The sequence below is a fragment of the Stenotrophomonas sp. TWI1151 genome, from assembly GCF_039673135.1.
Lineage (GTDB): Bacteria > Pseudomonadota > Gammaproteobacteria > Xanthomonadales > Xanthomonadaceae > Stenotrophomonas.
Map to the genome: position 1 here is coordinate 83,890 of NZ_JBDJLA010000012.1, position 14,809 is coordinate 98,698.

The window sequence follows — 14,809 nt, forward strand, 5'->3', positions numbered from 1 at the left end:
CACCACGAGCAGAACAGCGTCGAACATCACCGTGTTGCCCGCACAATCCATTGCTGGAACCTGCCGTGGTGACCGCCCACGTCGCGTCTCGGGCGGCCCCCCATCAAGCGCATCACGAGGACTGCTGCCGATGCATGAAGCCACCTTGCCGTCGACAACCACCGCCCGGTGCATGCAGCACCTGCACGCGCGGACTTGGGCATGACCGGCCCCACCCTGGTGCTGGATGGAAGCGCCATCCACGACATCGCCGGCTTCTACGCCGAGATCAACCGCGTGTTCATGGCCAGCGAGGACTGGCAACTGGCCCCAAGCCTGGATGCGCTGGATGACCTGCTCTACGGCGGCTACGGCGCACTGGCCGGGCACGCATCCGCCACCGTGCACTGGACACACATCGCACACAGCCGCGCCGCGCTCGGGGTGGCGGCCACCCGCGCCTGGCTGCAGGAAAAACAGGCGCGGCCCGGCGTGTTCAATGCCGCGGGAATCGCCACCCAGCTGGACGCGCTGGAACGCGGCGTCGGCCAGACCTATTTCGACATCATCCTGGAGGTATTCGCCGCCCATCCCACCTTGCAGCTGCGCACGGACTGAGCGGCTGCGGGGCGCGCCCATCGAGCCGACGGGTAGTTGTGGCCCTGCTCGCCACCTTCTGGAGCCGGCTTGTCAGTCAAGTTGCTCGTAGCTACGATCATTCAAACGCGGAAAAGCACTCACCTTGGGTTGGCAGCCCCGTAGTGGATGGTCGGGCTGTGTTCTCATTGATGAGCCGTCGAGCTCTCCAATGCGAAGCCGATAGCGCTGGAAAGCCAGAATCCGTTCGGCAGGTGAAGGAGTATCTGCAATGAGTAAAGGAAACACGAGTGGCGGTGGCGCGAAGTCCGGGGGCGGTGGAAGCAAGGTAAGCGCCCCTGGTCCTGGTGGGCGCGGTCCGGGGAACGCCGGCGGCTGGCCCAGCACAACGGGAAAGCCTTCAGGCGGAAGCCGTAGCAACGCACCTCCCCGCGGCAAGTAACGGTGCTGAAGGGCGTCGACGCTGACGTCGACGCCCTTTCATTCGATCCCGCCTCCGGTTGCCGGCTGACAGGCGCCCCGGCCTATCAGGCGCGCGGCGCAAAAGGTTGCCAACGGTCTCCCAGTCCGATGTGAGGGTCAGGGGTCCGGATACTGGGACCGAAATGCCTTGAGACGTTCCCGGCACACGCCAAGCCGTCGGCATCGGCAAATCAGTCTTTTTCGACGACCATGGTCCAGAGAACGGTGACCATTCCGGGCTTGGCTGGATCCATGGTGCTCTGCGGGAACACCGACACAACCTTCCACCCTTTCGAATACAGCTGCGGAACGGTCACTTGGCCAACCGACTTGCATTGGAAGACGGTGCTGTCACTGAAGGGGGTCATGACCCCGGCCGGTGTGATTTGTTCAGTGGCGAGGCAAACCTCTCCTTGCGCGGCAGAAGCGGAGCCGGCCACGGCGAGCAGGGAGGCAAAAGCAAACGAAGTCCAGCGCATGAGCATTCCTTGGCGAGCCGACGTCGTGGCGGCGCTCAGACGATAGCGTATTGACACGGATGGGTGAAATGATTGGGCGCGGACCCCCTCTCCCTTGACCACTGCCCACCAGCCCGCCCTCACGGGGTGCCTTGGCTCCCGATCAGCACGCCATAAGCCTTGCCTCCCTTGTCCACCGCACGTTCGACGACCCTGGCGCGCTTGGCTGCGCCCCATGGACAGGGATACGACGTACCGAAAGCTCCATCACCTGCTGGCGGGTCAGACTAAACTTGGTGACCTCGCGCCGTGTGGCGCGGCCCGTCGCACCATTTTTTGGCATGATCGTCCGCGTCCCGATTGGCGTCGCAACACGATCTTTGGCTCCCGACGAGCCGTCGCAGCACCATCGCAACAAAAAATCCCGTTACTTGCCGCTTTCGGCGGCAACCCGCGTTCACCGACCGAGACGCACTCCATTGCAAGCCACTGATTCAAAACAAAAGAACAGCAGCACCAAGGCCTCGGCCGAGCACACCCCGCTGATGAAGCAGTTCTTCGCCGCCAAGTCCGACTACCCGGACCTGCTGCTCTTCTTCCGGATGGGCGATTTCTACGAGCTGTTCTACGACGACGCCCGCAAGGCGGCGCGGCTGCTGGACATCACCCTGACCCAGCGCGGCAGCTCCGGCGGCGCGCCGATCCCGATGGCCGGTGTGCCCGTGCATGCCTACGAAGGCTATCTGGCGCGTCTGGTCGCCCTGGGCGAGTCCGTGGCGATCTGCGAGCAGATCGGCGACCCGGCGCTGGCCAAAGGCCTGGTCGAGCGCAAGGTGGTGCGCATCGTCACCCCCGGCACCGTCACTGACGAAGCGTTGCTGGACGAGCGCCGCGACACCCTGCTGATGGCCCTCTCGCGGGGCAAGAATGGCTACGGCCTGGCCTGGGCCGATCTGGCCGGTGGCCGCTTCCTGGTCAACGAAGTCGATTCGGACGATGCGCTGGAAGCCGAGCTCGCGCGCCTGGAACCGGCCGAGCTGCTGGTGCCCGATGAAGAGAACTGGCCCGCCTTCCTGCAGTACCGCAATGGCATCCGCCGGCGCGCGCCCTGGCTGTTCGATGCCGACAGCGGCCGCCGCCAGCTGCTGAATTTCTTCAAGCTGCATGACCTGACCGGCTTCGGCATCGACGACAAGCCGCGCGCCACCGCGGCCGCCGGTGCCCTGCTGGGCTATGTCGAAGAAACCCAGAAGCAACGCCTGCCGCACCTCACCGCGATCGCCACCGAAACCGCGAGCGAAGCCATCGCCATGAACGCGGCCACGCGCCGCCATCTGGAGTTGGATACGCGCGTCGATGGCGATACCCGCAACACCCTGCTCGGCGTGCTCGACACCACGGTGACGCCGATGGGTGGTCGCCTGCTGCGGCGCTGGCTGCACCGGCCGCTGCGCCTGCGCGAAGTGCTGGTGCACCGTCACGATGCGGTTGCCACGCTGATCGATCGCGGCGCCGATGGGGACGTGCGCGATGCCTTCCGTGCGCTGGGCGATCTGGAACGCATCCTCACCCGCGTGGCGCTGCGCTCGGCGCGCCCGCGTGATTTCTCCACGCTGCGCGATGGCCTGGGTCTGCTGCCCGAGGTGCGCGCGGTGCTCGCACCGCTGGATTCGCCACGGCTGATCGCGCTGCACGATGCACTGGGCTCGCATGACGAATGCGCGCATCTGCTGGCTAGCGCGATCGCCCCGACCCCGCCGCTGAAGCTCAGCGATGGCGGCGTCATCGCCGAAGGCTACGACGCCGAGCTCGACGAACTGCGTCGCCTCTCCACGCATGCGGATCAGTTCCTGATCGATCTGGAACAGCGCGAGCGCATCAGCAGCGGCATTGCCACGCTGAAGGTCGGCTACAACCGCGTGCACGGCTACTACATCGAAATCAGCAAGGGGCAGTCGGAGAAGGCACCGGTGCATTACACGCGCCGCCAGACGCTGACCAATGCCGAGCGCTACATCACCGAAGAACTGAAGTCCTTCGAAGACAAGGTGCTGTCCGCGCGGGAACGCTCGCTGACCCGCGAGAAGTTCCTGTACGAACAACTGCTGGACATCCTCGCCAGCGGGCTGGAGCCGCTCAAGCAGTGTGCCGCCGCGCTGAGCGAACTGGACGTGCTGGCCGGCTTCGCCGAACGCGCGCAGGCGCTGGACTGGGCGCGACCGGAACTGGAGACCGGGCCGTGCCTGAAGATCGAGCGCGGGCGTCATCCCGTGGTCGAAGCGGTACGCGAGCAGCCGTTCGAGCCGAACGATCTGGACCTGCATCCCGACCGCCGCATGCTGGTCATCACCGGCCCGAACATGGGCGGTAAATCCACCTACATGCGCCAGAACGCGCTGATCGTGCTGCTGGCCCACATCGGCAGTTTCGTGCCGGCCAGCCGCGCGGTGATCGGCCCGATCGACCGCATCCTGACCCGTATCGGCGCCGGCGACGATCTGGCCCGAGGGCAGTCGACCTTCATGGTTGAAATGGCCGAGACCAGCTACATCCTGCATCACGCCAGCGCACAGTCGCTGGTGCTGATGGACGAGATCGGCCGCGGCACGTCCACCTACGACGGCCTGGCGCTGGCCGATGCGGTCGCACGGCATCTGGCTTACCAGAACCGCTGCTACACGCTGTTCGCCACGCACTATTTCGAACTGACCGCGCTGGCCGACGAACAACACGAAGGCGGCGCCAGCGGCATCGCCAACGTGCACCTGGATGCGGTGGAACACGGCGACGCACTGGTCTTCATGCACGCCGTGAAAGATGGCCCGGCCAACCGCAGCTTCGGCCTGCAGGTGGCCGCACTGGCCGGCCTGCCGAAATCGACCGTCGCCCAGGCGCGGCGCCGTTTGGCCGAGCTGGAGCAGCGCAGCCATGAGACGCAGTCCGCCGTGGTGGCCGCGCAGGCGCTGGATGCACCGCAGCAGTTCGGGCTGTTCAACGCACCCAATACCGCCGCACAGGATGCGCTGGCCGCGATCGATCCGGACGAGCTCACCCCGAAGCAGGCACTGGAAGCGCTGTACCGGTTGAAGACGCTGCTCTGAGGGAGCGTCCGGGCTGGCCACGACCAACGGTCGTGGCCTACCGCCACAGTGCGGTAGTGCCGGCCGCTGGCCGGCTCCCCGCAGCGCCGGTAGCACCCGACCGTTGGTCGGGTGTCCGCGCGGGCCCGCGTGAATTCTTCGCATTCCCGTAGTGAACGCAGCGCTATGCTCGGGCGGTTCCCATCCCTGCCCTGGAGTCCGCCGTGAATACCGAATCGCTTGCCGCGTCCCTCTTCCAGCAACTGCAGCAGGGCCAAGGCCTGCAGCAGGTGTCCCAGCAGCTGGGCATCGACCCCAACCAGGCCAGCACCGCGGTGGGCGCGGCCCTGCCCCTGCTGCTCGGCGCGATGGGCCGCAACGCGCAGGAACCCCAGGGCGCCCAGGCACTGCTCGGGGCGCTGCAGCGTGATCATGCGCCGGCCAGTGCCGGGGGCTTCGATCTGGGCGGGCTGCTCGGCAGCGTGCTGGGCGGCGGTGGCGGCAATGCGACCAATGGCGCCGGCATCCTCGGCCATGTCTTCGGTGGCAACACTGACCGCGCCACCCAGGGCCTGAGCCAGGCCACCGGGCTGGACAGCAGCAAGACCAGCCAGCTGCTGGCCATCCTCGCCCCCATCGTCATGTCCTATCTCGCCCAGCGCTTCGCCAGCGGCGGCAACGCCAACCCGGGTCAGCTCAGCCAGGCTCTCGGCCAGGAAGCGCAGAGCGCCAACAGTGGTGGCCTGCTGACCTCCGTGCTGGACCAGGATGGCGATGGGCAGCTGGGCGTCGGCGATCTGCTCAAGCTCGGCGGCGGCCTGTTCGGCAAGCGCTGAAGGCACGCGCTTGAAATAGCCTGCGCCTATCGCATTGGTTGATTCATTCGAATGTACCGAATGAACGGCAGTGATTACCGTGTGGGCACGCCTTCACATCGCGGTGCTCCACGGCCAGGTGTGCAGGCAACCTTTCCGACGTCGCCATCGCCTCCCCCACGCCGATGGTGGCCACGTTCGCCAGTACACAGGTAGATACCCATGAAAAGCGAAGCCAAGTGCCCGTTCAACCACGCCCTCGTCGGCGATGCCACCACCAACCGCGACTGGTGGCCCAAGCAGCTGCGGGTGGACCTGCTCAACCAGCACTCGACCCGGTCGCATCCGCTGGATGAGGCATTCGATTACGCCGAGGCCTTCAAGGGCCTGGATTACGCCGCACTCAAGGCCGACCTCAAGGCCTTGATGACCGATTCGCAGGACTGGTGGCCGGCCGACTTCGGCCACTACGGCGGCCTGTTCGTGCGCATGGCCTGGCACAGCGCCGGCACCTACCGCATCGGCGATGGCCGTGGCGGCGCCGGCCGTGGTCAGCAGCGCTTCGCCCCGCTCAACAGCTGGCCGGACAACGTCAGCCTGGACAAGGCACGCCGCCTGCTGTGGCCGATCAAGCAGAAGTACGGCCAGGCGATCTCCTGGGCTGACCTGCTGGTGCTCACCGGCAACGTCGCGCTCGAATCGATGGGCTTCAAGACACTCGGCTTCGCGGGCGGCCGTCCGGATACCTGGGAACCCGACCAGGATGTGTACTGGGGCCGCGAAACCACCTGGCTCGGCGGCGATGTTCGCTATGCGCATGGCTCCGAAGGCGTGCAGGAAGACCACGGCGTGCTGGTCTCCGATGATGACGCTGACGGCGACATCCACTCGCGTGATCTGGAGAACCCGCTGGCCGCCGTGCAGATGGGCCTGATCTACGTCAATCCGGAAGGCCCGGACGGCAATCCCGATCCGCTCAAGGCGGCCTTCGACATCCGCGATACGTTCGGCCGGATGGCCATGGACGATGAGGAAACCGTCGCGCTGATCGCTGGTGGCCACAGCTTCGGCAAGACCCACGGCGCCGGCCCGGCCGACAACGTCGATGTGGAACCGGAAGCGGCGGGCCTGGAAAGCCAGGGCCTGGGCTGGGCCAACCGATTCGGCACCGGCAAGGGTGGCGACACCATCACCAGTGGCCTGGAAGTGACCTGGACGCGCACGCCGGCGCAGTGGAGCCATGACTTCTTCGAGATCCTGTTCGGCCACGAGTGGGAGCTGACCAAGAGCCCGGCCGGTGCGCACCAGTGGGTGGCCAAGGACAGCGAGGCGATCATTCCCGACGCGCACGATCCATCGAAAAAGCACCGCCCGACCATGCTCACCACCGATCTGTCGCTGCGTGTGGACCCGGCCTACGAGAAGATCTCGCGCCGCTTCCTGGCCGATCCGCAGGCCTTCGCCGATGCCTTTGCCCGTGCGTGGTTCAAGCTGACCCATCGCGACATGGGCCCGCGTGCACGCTACCTCGGCCCGGAAATTCCCGCCGAAGAATTCGTCTGGCAGGACCCGGTGCCGACGGCTCCGCAGACCCCGCTCAGCGCGCAGGACATCGCCGCGCTGAAGCAGCAGATCGCCGCGACCGGCCTGAGCGCGGGCGAGCTGGTCTCCACCGCGTGGGCATCAGCCTCGACCTTCCGCGGCTCGGACAAGCGTGGCGGCGCCAACGGCGCGCGTGTGCGCCTGGCCCCGCAGAAAGACTGGGCCGTCAACCAGCCGCAGCAGCTGGGCAAGGTGCTGGCCGCACTGGAAAAGATCCAGGCCGGCTTCAAGGGCGACGGCGGTACGCCGGTCTCGCTGGCCGACCTGATCGTGCTGGCCGGCAATGTCGGCGTCGAGCAGGCGGCCAGGGCCGGTGGCCATGAGGTCAGCGTGCCGTTCAACCCCGGCCGTACCGATGCCAGCCAGGACCAGACCGATGTGGCGTCCTTCGCCGTGCTGGAGCCGTATGCCGACGGGTTCCGCAACTACGTCAAGGGCCGCTACAACGTGCCTGCCGAAGCGCTGCTGATCGACCGTGCGCAGCTGCTCACACTGACCGCGCCGGAGATGACCGCGCTGGTCGGTGGTCTGCGGGTGATCGGCACCAACGTCGGCGGCGGCCAGGAGGGCGTGTTCACCGATCGCGTCGGCACGTTGAGCAACGACTTCTTCGTCAACCTGCTCGACATGCGCACGCAATGGGTGGCCAATGGCGACAACTACAGCGGCCGTGACCGCGCCACCGGCGCGCAGCGCTGGAGCGGTAGCCGTGTGGACCTGGTGTTCGGCTCGAACTCGGTGCTGCGTGCACTGGCCGAGGTCTACGCCAGCGCGGACGGCGAGAAGAAGTTCGTCCGCGACTTCGTCGCCGCCTGGGCGCGGGTGATGGAGCTGGATCGTTACGACCTGCGTTGATTCACCACCGTGGCCATACACAACGACCGGGCCGCATGGCCCGGTCTTTTCATGCGTGCGGTGCGCGGCTCACAGCGCGTCCAGATCACCCAGCGCACGGATCAACCGGCGCGCGCGTTTGTCCGGCTTGTGCTCCGGCGGCTGGTAACCGTTCTTCGCCGCGGCACGCTGCAGGCGCAGCTCCGCGCGGCGTGCAAGCGAGGCCTCGCTCTCGGCGTACAACTGCTGGGCCACCGGGGCCGGGCCGCGCATCTCGCTGAGCCCAAGCACCTGGATATCGAACACTTCATCGCCACGGCTGATCTGCAGCGCTTCGCCCACGCGCACCGCGCGCGAGGATTTCGGGCGCTGCCCGGCCACATCCACCTTGCCGGTTTCCACCGCCTGTTTGGCCAGGCTGCGGGTTCGATAGAACCGTGCGGCCCAGAGCCACACATCCAGCCGCACGGCGGCCAATGGGGTTGCTTCGATCATGCGGGTGATTCAACTCCCCGGCTCAGCCGGTCGTCGGTTCAGCGGTTGCGGTGCCGATGGATCGCCACGGCAGCCAGTGCCACCGATCAGCGTGGGAACCCCCGCATCCAGATCGCGTCGCTGGCTGCCGACCTGGCATTCCGGTCGGTCCATGGGCCGTACCTGTGCGTCGCGCAGGCGGTCGTCCGTACTCGAACATGCGGCCAGCGAGGCGCCAATCAAGAGCGCCAGCGCGGTGGGGATGAACCGGTCATCCAGAAGGATCTGCAGCCGGCCAGCGGCCGGCACTACCGGGGCAGCGGCTGACGTGCGTTGAGACGCGGAAGTACGCATCGCGATATCCCCTTGATGGGCTTGGTGCTAGTGTGCCGCTCTCTGAGCTCGATCTCCAGCGCACATGGCCAAAGCGCCGCTTGACCTGACCACGGGCCCGATCGGGCGCAATCTGTTCCTGTTCGCCCTGCCGATCCTGGCCGGCAACATCGCCCAGTCGATGAACGGCTCGGTGAACGCGATCTGGGTCGGCCGCTTCCTCGGCGAGGCGGCGCTGACCGCCACCGCGAACGCCAACAACATCATGTTCTTCCTGATCGGCTCGGTGTTCGGGATCGGCATGGCCGCCTCGATCCTGATCGGCCAGTCGATGGGTGCCCGCGACCTGCCCCAGGCCCGGCGCGTGATGGGCACCAGCGCCACCTTCTTCATCGGCCTGTCGGTGGTGATCGCGATCGCCGGCTGGTGGCTGTCGCATCCATTGCTGGCGGCGATGGGCACACCGGCCGAATCACTGCCGCTGGCCGAGGCCTACCTGCGCATCATCTTCCTGGCGATGCCGACGCTGTATGCCTTCGCCTTCCTGAGCTCTGCGCTGCGCGGCGTGGGCGACTCCCGCACGCCGTTCCGCTTCCTGCTGCTGTCGGTGGTGCTGGATATCGGCTTCAACCCGCTGCTGATCTTCGGCATCGGCCCGTTCCCACAGCTGGGCATCGCCGGCGCGGCGTGGGCCACGTTGATCGCGCAGACCCTCTCACTGCTCGGCCTGCTCTGGTACATGCGCAACAAGCGGCATGTGCTGTGGTTGGGGCGCAAGGACATGGCGCTGTTCAAGATCGATGGCGAGATCCTGCGCGCCTTGGTGGTCAAGGGCGTGCCGATGGGCCTGCAGATGGTGCTGATCTCGCTGTCGATGATCCTGATGATGACCATGGTCAACAGCTACGGCACCGACACCGCCGCCGCGTATGGCGCCTCGCTGCAGCTGTGGACCTACGTGCAGATGCCGGCGATGGCGATCGGCGCGGCGTGCTCGACCATGGCCGCGCAGAACGTCGGCGCGCAGCGCTGGGACCGCGTGCGCGGCACCGCCCGCAGCGGCGTGCTCTACAACTTCCTTCTGACCGGCGTGCTGATCCTGCCGCTGATCCTGCTCGACCGATACACGCTCGCCCTGTTCCTGCCCGAAGGCAGCCAGGCGCTGGAGGTGGCGCGCCACCTCAACCACATCGCGGTGTGGTCGTTCCTGTTCTTCGGGGTGAACTTCGTGATCTCCGGCGTGGTGCGTTCGACCGGCGCAGTGATTCCGCCGCTGCTGATCCTGGCCGCCTCGCTGTGGGGCATCCGCGTGCCCTTCGCCGAGCTGCTGCAGGACCGCTGGGGCGCCGACGCGGTGTGGTGGAGTTTCCCGGTCAGCTCGTTCTGCGCGATGCTGATGTCGCTGGCGTATTACCGCTGGGGCGGCTGGCGCAAGGCACGCATGCTGCCCAGCCATCACGAGGAACTGGCCGCGCCGGCCGAGGTCCCCGCGTCGCCGCCGTCGCCGGTGGCGGACCCGAATCCGACCACGCCGCTCCAGCCCGCCCGCGTGGGCACCGCACGGCCGGATTAAGCCATGCGCCCCTGCAGCAGCGTCTTCCAGGCAGGCAGTTGGTAGCGTCGCCGCTGGTACCGCATCAGCAGCGCCATCATCACGCCGAACAACAGCCCGGCCATGACAGCACTGCCAATGGTGATGCCGAGCGTGAGCGAGCCAAGGTCCAGGACCAGCCACATCAAGCCGCGCCACAACACGCCCCACAACACGCCAAACAGCCCGCCCATCACGAACAGATTGGCACCGAAGCTGGCGAGCAGCGGTGGCGGCACGCGCAGCCCCATGCGCCACAGCAGCCGATGCAGCGGCGGTGCGCGCATGCCGGCAGGCACGTTGGCGTCGGCCATGGCCTGCAGCGCGTGACGAACATCAGCGGGATAACGGTCCATGTGCTTCTCCATCACGAGGCCACAAATGCAAACGGCCACCCGAAGGTGGCCGTTTGAGGCGACAACCGAAGTTGTCGGCCGGGAATTACTGGGCAGCCTTGGCAGCCAGGCGCGCGGCCTTGGCCTGCGCAGCAGCAGCCAGATCTTCCTTGATGCGGGCAGCCTTGCCTTCCAGACCACGCAGGTAGTACAGCTTGCCGGCGCGGACCTTACCACGACGCTTCACTTCGACCGAGTCGATGATGGCGCTGTGGGTCTGGAAGACGCGCTCGACGCCGTAGCCGTGCGAGATCTTGCGGACGGTGAACGCGGAGTTCAGGCCGGCGTTCTTGGTGCCGATGACGACGCCTTCGTAAGCCTGCACGCGCTCACGGTTGCCTTCCTTCACCTTCACGTTGACGACGACGGTGTCACCCTGGCTGAACTTCGGCAGCTCGCGGGTGATCTGGGCGGATTCGAAGTCCGAGAGGATGGATTTGTTCAGCTTGCTCATGGGTGCACCGATAATGTTCGGGTGATCGTGTCGTTCGACAACGTGGGCTCATGCAGTCACCGGACTGTGCTGCACGTTTTTTGTAGGGGTTCCTGCCAACGGGCCCCAAAAAGGCCGATGGCAATCCCGAATTGTAAACAAGATCCCGCCCCCGCGCTAGGGGGTTGGATCCTTGGCAACGGCCTGCCGTGCCTGCTCCAGCAGGAGGCGGTCGGCCTTGGACAACTGGCCTTCGTCGAGCAGGTCCGGCCGCCGCAGCGCGGTGCGCAGCAGCGACTGCTGCCGGCGCCAGCGGGCGATGGCGGCATGGTTGCCCGAGCGCAGTACGTCCGGGACAGTGCCCCATTCATGCTGGGCCGGATGGCTGTAATGCGGGCAGTCCAGCAGCCCCTGCGGGCCTTCGAAACTGTCCTGGGCGGCCGATTCGGCATCGCCGAGGGCCCCCTCCTGCAGGCGGGTCACCGCATCGACGATCACCGCCGCGCCCAGCTCACCGCCGGACAGCACGTAATCGCCGAGGGAGATTTCCTCGGTGACCTCGGCCTCGAGGAAGCGCTCGTCGATGCCCTCATAGCGGCCGCAGAGCAGGATCATGCGCGGCAGTGCCGCCAGTTCCCGCACCTTGGCCTGGGTCAGCGGCTTGCCCTGCGGGCTGAGGTAGATCACCGGCGCGGGCGCCGGATCAGCGGCTTTCGCGGCCGCCAGACAGGCCCGCAGCGGCTCGATCAGCATGACCATGCCCGGGCCACCCCCGAATGGACGGTCGTCCACCCGGCGGTAGTTGCCTTCGGCATAGTCACGCGGATTCCAGCCGTGCAGTTCCAGCAGACCGCGCTCGGCAGCACGGCCGACCACGCCCAGCGCGGCCGACTGCGCCATGAACTCGGGGAACAACGTGACGACGTCGATACGCATCCGGCTTAGAACTCCGGATCCCAGTCGACCACGATCAGGTTGGCCTCGAAATCCACCGAGACGACGAATTCGGGCTGCACGAACGGAATCATCCGCTCACGATCCCCCTGCACCACGAGCACGTCGTTGGAGCCGGTCGAGAACAGGTGTGACGCCCGCCCAAGTTCGACACCCTCGACGGTACGCACCTGCAAGCCCTCCAGATCGACCCAGTAATACTCATCGGGCTTCGGGGGCGGCAGCGCGCTGCGCGCGACATAGACTTCGGTCCCGTACATCGCCTCGACCACATCGCGGTCGGTGATATCCGGAAACACGGCGACCAGATGCTTGCCGGACTGACGTCCGCGTGCACCGGTGAGCGTGCTCTCCTGGCCGGCGGGGGTCCGCAGGATCCAGGGCTGGTAATGGAAAATGGCGGTACGCGGCTCGGTCCAGGACTCGAGCTTGATCTCGCCTCGCACACCAAAAGCGCCGACAATCCTGCCCAGCAGGATGCGGCGCTCGGTATCTTTCATCTGTATAGACCGATGGGCCGCGGCAGGCGCGGCCCTTCAGGATCAGGCCGCGGAGGCCTGGGCCTTGGTCGCTTCCTTGTACAGGTTGCGAACCTTGTCGGTCATCTGGGCGCCGTTGGCGACCCACTTGTCGACCAGCGGCAGGTCCAGCACGATGCGGGACTCGGCACCCTGGGCAACCGGGTTGTAGTAACCGACGCGCTCGATGTTGCGGCCATCACGGGCGCTGCGCGAATCGGTCACGATGATGTGGTAGAAGGGACGCTTCTTGGCGCCGCCGCGGGTCAGTCGAATCTTGACCATGGTGTTGTTTCCTCAATTGCCCAGTCGCCAGGATGGCGCGGTAAGCCGGCGATTATAGCGGCGGCCTCCGGTCATTCCAAGCCTGTGAAGACCGGGAAAGCTGAACAGGGCCTGCAGACCGGGCTGCTCAGGCCACCAACGGCTGCCAGGGCGCCGCCGCGAGCACCTGCCGGGCCTTGGCGCACAGCGCCGCCGAGTTCGCCAGTACGCCCCCATCGATCACCGCGATCGGCCAGAGGCCGGCAGCGTTGCAGGCAATGGCCGCGTCGAACCCGGCCAGGTCCGCCAGCGCGACCGGCCGCACCTGCTGATCGCTGCCCCACCCCGCCTGCAGCAGGCGCTCATGGGTACCGCGCAGCGCGGGCGCCTGCGGCCAGATCAACGTGTCACCCGAGGCGAAGGCGATGTTCCAGGTGGTGCCTTCGCTGACCAGGCCGTCGTCGCCGACGAACAGCGCGTCATCCACGCCTGCCAGCAAGGCCTCGCGGCGATGCTGGAACAGCGCGAACGTACCGACATGCTTCACCTGCGGCAGTTCGCGCTGGTAGCGCACCGTCCGCAGCCGCCGCGGTATCGCCGGCAGATCGACCGCTGGCGCGACGGCGACCAGCACGTCGACGGCGACGGGTTGCAGCGGCCGCCGGAAATCGAACTGCCGCGAAAACACGGTCACCCGCAGCGAGGCATCGACCGCACCTTCGGCCTGCAGCGCATCGTGCATCCAGGCGCGCATCTGCAGCGGCTCCAGCGCGGTGCCGAACAACGCCACCGTGCCCTCCTGCAGACGCTGCAGATGCAGATCCAGCCCCTGCACCGCGCCATTGCGCACCTGCAGCGAGGTGAAATGACCGTAGTTGGTCAATGCGCCCGCCAGGTCGTCGGCACTGGCAGGGCGGCCATTGCAGTACAGCGTCATCCGAGCAACGCCTTCGCATCAGCCCACATCTGCTGCAGCACCTCGGCCGCCGGGCGCGCCGGCGCCATCCACGCGGACTGCCCCGCCCAGGCCTGCATTGCATCGAGGCTGTTGTCGCGCCCGGCCTGCGCGCGCATCGGCGCGGTCAGCCCACGCTGCACCGGATACGGCCGCGGCGGTGGTGCGTCAGCAGACGCCGCGGCGCGCACATACGCGGTGGCCAGGCCACGGCCGAGGCGACCACTGAAGGCGCGCGTCGGCCACGTGTCTTCCGGTTCGGCGTTCGCCAATGCCTGTGACCATGCCGGATTCAACTGGCACTCCGGGGTGCGCAGGAACGCGGTGCCCACCTGCACCGCACTGGCACCGAGCGTCAGGGCTGCCGCGATGCCGCGCCCATCAGCGATGCCACCGGCCGCGATGACCGGGATATCCAGATGATCGGCCAGCCGCGGCAGCAGCGCGAACAATCCGACCAGTTGGCGCTCGGCGGCCTCCGGATCGAAGGCGCCGCGATGGCCGCCCGCTTCGAACCCCTGCGCGACCACCGCGTCAGCGCCGGCCGCCTGCGCGGCACGCGCTTCGGCCAAGGTCGTCGCACACGCGATCCAGGCAATGCCCACGTCTTTCAGGCGCTGCACCTGTGCCGGAGAAAACACGCCCATGATGGTGGAGGCCACCGCCGGGCGGGCCTCGATCAAGGCATCGAACTGCGCATCGAGATCGGCCGGCCCCGCATCGGCGGCACTGGCCGGCACCTCCGGGCCCCACTTCGCCAGAAAGCGGCGTGTCGCCGCTTCAGCATCGGCATCGCGTGACGGCAGCGGATCCGGAATCCAGACGTTGACCTGCGCCGGCCCGGCGGACTGCGCACGGAAATCGGTCATCCACGCCACGATGTCCTGCGGCTGCGACAACACCGCGCCCATCGCGCCCATGCTGCCGGCATTGGCCAGCGCGGCCGACAGCGGCACGGGGCAGGCGCCGGCCATCGGTGCGAGCAGGATCGGGGCCTGCAATGCAAAACGCCGACAGAAGTTGTCGGCGCGTTCGAGAAGCGGGGAACCATTCACGCGCGGCGCA

Annotated in this window: 15 protein-coding genes; 5 read left to right on the forward strand and 10 right to left on the reverse strand. The window is 67.1% G+C overall.

Going from position 1 to position 14,809, the window contains the following annotated elements:
- The first annotated feature begins 201 nt into the window (after positions 1-201).
- A complete protein-coding gene (locus ABE422_RS14405; RefSeq protein ID WP_346464324.1) occupies positions 202-597 on the forward strand; it encodes a ribonuclease inhibitor in 396 nt (131 codons plus the stop codon).
- A gap of 632 nt (positions 598-1,229) precedes the next feature.
- On the opposite strand, the gene ABE422_RS14410 is transcribed toward ABE422_RS14405, so the two are convergent.
- Complete coding sequence (locus tag ABE422_RS14410) at positions 1,230-1,517, reverse strand: hypothetical protein (RefSeq protein ID WP_313217637.1); 288 nt, start codon at positions 1,515-1,517, stop codon at positions 1,230-1,232.
- A gap of 458 nt (positions 1,518-1,975) precedes the next feature.
- On the opposite strand from ABE422_RS14410, the gene mutS reads away from it, so the two are divergent.
- The 3 genes from mutS to katG all read left to right on the forward strand — a co-directional run bounded on the left by mutS (position 1,976) and on the right by katG (position 7,848).
- Positions 1,976-4,597, forward strand: coding sequence for a DNA mismatch repair protein MutS (gene mutS, locus ABE422_RS14415; protein ID WP_346483214.1), 2,622 nt, complete (start codon positions 1,976-1,978; stop codon positions 4,595-4,597).
- A gap of 203 nt (positions 4,598-4,800) precedes the next feature.
- The gene (locus ABE422_RS14420) at positions 4,801-5,412 is read left to right on the forward strand and encodes a DUF937 domain-containing protein (protein WP_313217634.1); all 612 of its coding nucleotides are present in this window, start codon (positions 4,801-4,803) and stop codon (positions 5,410-5,412) included.
- A gap of 201 nt (positions 5,413-5,613) precedes the next feature.
- Entirely contained in the window at positions 5,614-7,848 is a 2,235-nt protein-coding gene (gene katG / locus ABE422_RS14425; protein WP_346483215.1) for a catalase/peroxidase HPI, read from the forward strand.
- Positions 7,849-7,917: 69 nt separating this feature from the next.
- Here the strand turns inward: katG and ABE422_RS14430 are convergent, their stop codons facing one another.
- Entirely contained in the window at positions 7,918-8,322 is a 405-nt protein-coding gene (locus ABE422_RS14430; RefSeq protein ID WP_313211108.1) for a S4 domain-containing protein, read from the reverse strand.
- A gap of 9 nt (positions 8,323-8,331) precedes the next feature.
- Positions 8,332-8,580 (reverse strand): hypothetical protein, encoded by a 249-nt coding sequence (locus tag ABE422_RS14435; protein WP_313211123.1) that lies wholly within the window; start codon positions 8,578-8,580, stop codon positions 8,332-8,334.
- A 139-nt stretch (positions 8,581-8,719) separates the two neighbouring features.
- Here ABE422_RS14435 and ABE422_RS14440 point away from each other — a divergent pair, with 139 nt between their 5' ends.
- Positions 8,720-10,207 (forward strand): MATE family efflux transporter, encoded by a 1,488-nt coding sequence (locus ABE422_RS14440; protein WP_346464327.1) that lies wholly within the window; start codon positions 8,720-8,722, stop codon positions 10,205-10,207.
- On the opposite strand, the gene ABE422_RS14445 is transcribed toward ABE422_RS14440, so the two are convergent.
- The 7 genes from ABE422_RS14445 to ABE422_RS14475 all read right to left on the reverse strand — a co-directional run bounded on the left by ABE422_RS14445 (position 10,204) and on the right by ABE422_RS14475 (position 14,799).
- Positions 10,204-10,581 carry a DUF6404 family protein gene (locus tag ABE422_RS14445; protein ID WP_313217627.1) on the reverse strand — a complete coding sequence of 126 codons (378 nt, stop codon included), beginning with the start codon at positions 10,579-10,581 and terminating at the stop codon, positions 10,204-10,206. The genes ABE422_RS14440 and ABE422_RS14445 overlap by 4 nt on opposite strands.
- 85 nt (positions 10,582-10,666) lie before the next feature.
- Complete coding sequence (gene rplS / locus ABE422_RS14450) at positions 10,667-11,074, reverse strand: 50S ribosomal protein L19 (protein WP_019184486.1); 408 nt, start codon at positions 11,072-11,074, stop codon at positions 10,667-10,669.
- A gap of 156 nt (positions 11,075-11,230) precedes the next feature.
- Positions 11,231-11,989, reverse strand: coding sequence for a tRNA (guanosine(37)-N1)-methyltransferase TrmD (gene trmD, locus ABE422_RS14455; protein WP_176990033.1), 759 nt, complete (start codon positions 11,987-11,989; stop codon positions 11,231-11,233).
- Between the two features lie 5 nt (positions 11,990-11,994).
- Positions 11,995-12,507, reverse strand: coding sequence for a ribosome maturation factor RimM (gene rimM, locus ABE422_RS14460; protein ID WP_121043481.1), 513 nt, complete (start codon positions 12,505-12,507; stop codon positions 11,995-11,997).
- Positions 12,508-12,549: 42 nt separating this feature from the next.
- Positions 12,550-12,810, reverse strand: coding sequence for a 30S ribosomal protein S16 (gene rpsP, locus ABE422_RS14465; protein ID WP_017356068.1), 261 nt, complete (start codon positions 12,808-12,810; stop codon positions 12,550-12,552).
- A 127-nt stretch (positions 12,811-12,937) separates the two neighbouring features.
- Positions 12,938-13,726 carry an aminotransferase class IV gene (locus ABE422_RS14470; protein WP_346483216.1) on the reverse strand — a complete coding sequence of 263 codons (789 nt, stop codon included), beginning with the start codon at positions 13,724-13,726 and terminating at the stop codon, positions 12,938-12,940.
- Positions 13,723-14,799: a nitronate monooxygenase gene (locus ABE422_RS14475; RefSeq protein ID WP_313211103.1), complete on the reverse strand. Its 1,077-nt coding sequence runs from the start codon at positions 14,797-14,799 to the stop codon at positions 13,723-13,725. The genes ABE422_RS14470 and ABE422_RS14475 overlap by 4 nt, the downstream gene beginning before the upstream one ends.
- Positions 14,800-14,809: the final 10 nt, after the last annotated feature.

Coding starts and splice junctions, on each gene's coding strand:
- rpsP (WP_017356068.1), bottom strand. CDS start 12,810: ATGGTCAAGATTCGACTGACCCGCGGCGGCGCCAAGAAGCGTCCCTTC.
- ABE422_RS14440 (WP_346464327.1), top strand. CDS start 8,720: ATGGCCAAAGCGCCGCTTGACCTGACCACGGGCCCGATCGGGCGCAAT.
- ABE422_RS14470 (WP_346483216.1), bottom strand. CDS start 13,726: ATGACGCTGTACTGCAATGGCCGCCCTGCCAGTGCCGACGACCTGGCG.
- ABE422_RS14430 (WP_313211108.1), bottom strand. CDS start 8,322: ATGATCGAAGCAACCCCATTGGCCGCCGTGCGGCTGGATGTGTGGCTC.
- rplS (WP_019184486.1), bottom strand. CDS start 11,074: ATGAGCAAGCTGAACAAATCCATCCTCTCGGACTTCGAATCCGCCCAG.
- rimM (WP_121043481.1), bottom strand. CDS start 12,507: ATGAAAGATACCGAGCGCCGCATCCTGCTGGGCAGGATTGTCGGCGCT.
- trmD (WP_176990033.1), bottom strand. CDS start 11,989: ATGCGTATCGACGTCGTCACGTTGTTCCCCGAGTTCATGGCGCAGTCG.
- ABE422_RS14445 (WP_313217627.1), bottom strand. CDS start 10,581: ATGGACCGTTATCCCGCTGATGTTCGTCACGCGCTGCAGGCCATGGCC.
- ABE422_RS14410 (WP_313217637.1), bottom strand. CDS start 1,517: ATGCGCTGGACTTCGTTTGCTTTTGCCTCCCTGCTCGCCGTGGCCGGC.
- katG (WP_346483215.1), top strand. CDS start 5,614: ATGAAAAGCGAAGCCAAGTGCCCGTTCAACCACGCCCTCGTCGGCGAT.
- ABE422_RS14405 (WP_346464324.1), top strand. CDS start 202: ATGACCGGCCCCACCCTGGTGCTGGATGGAAGCGCCATCCACGACATC.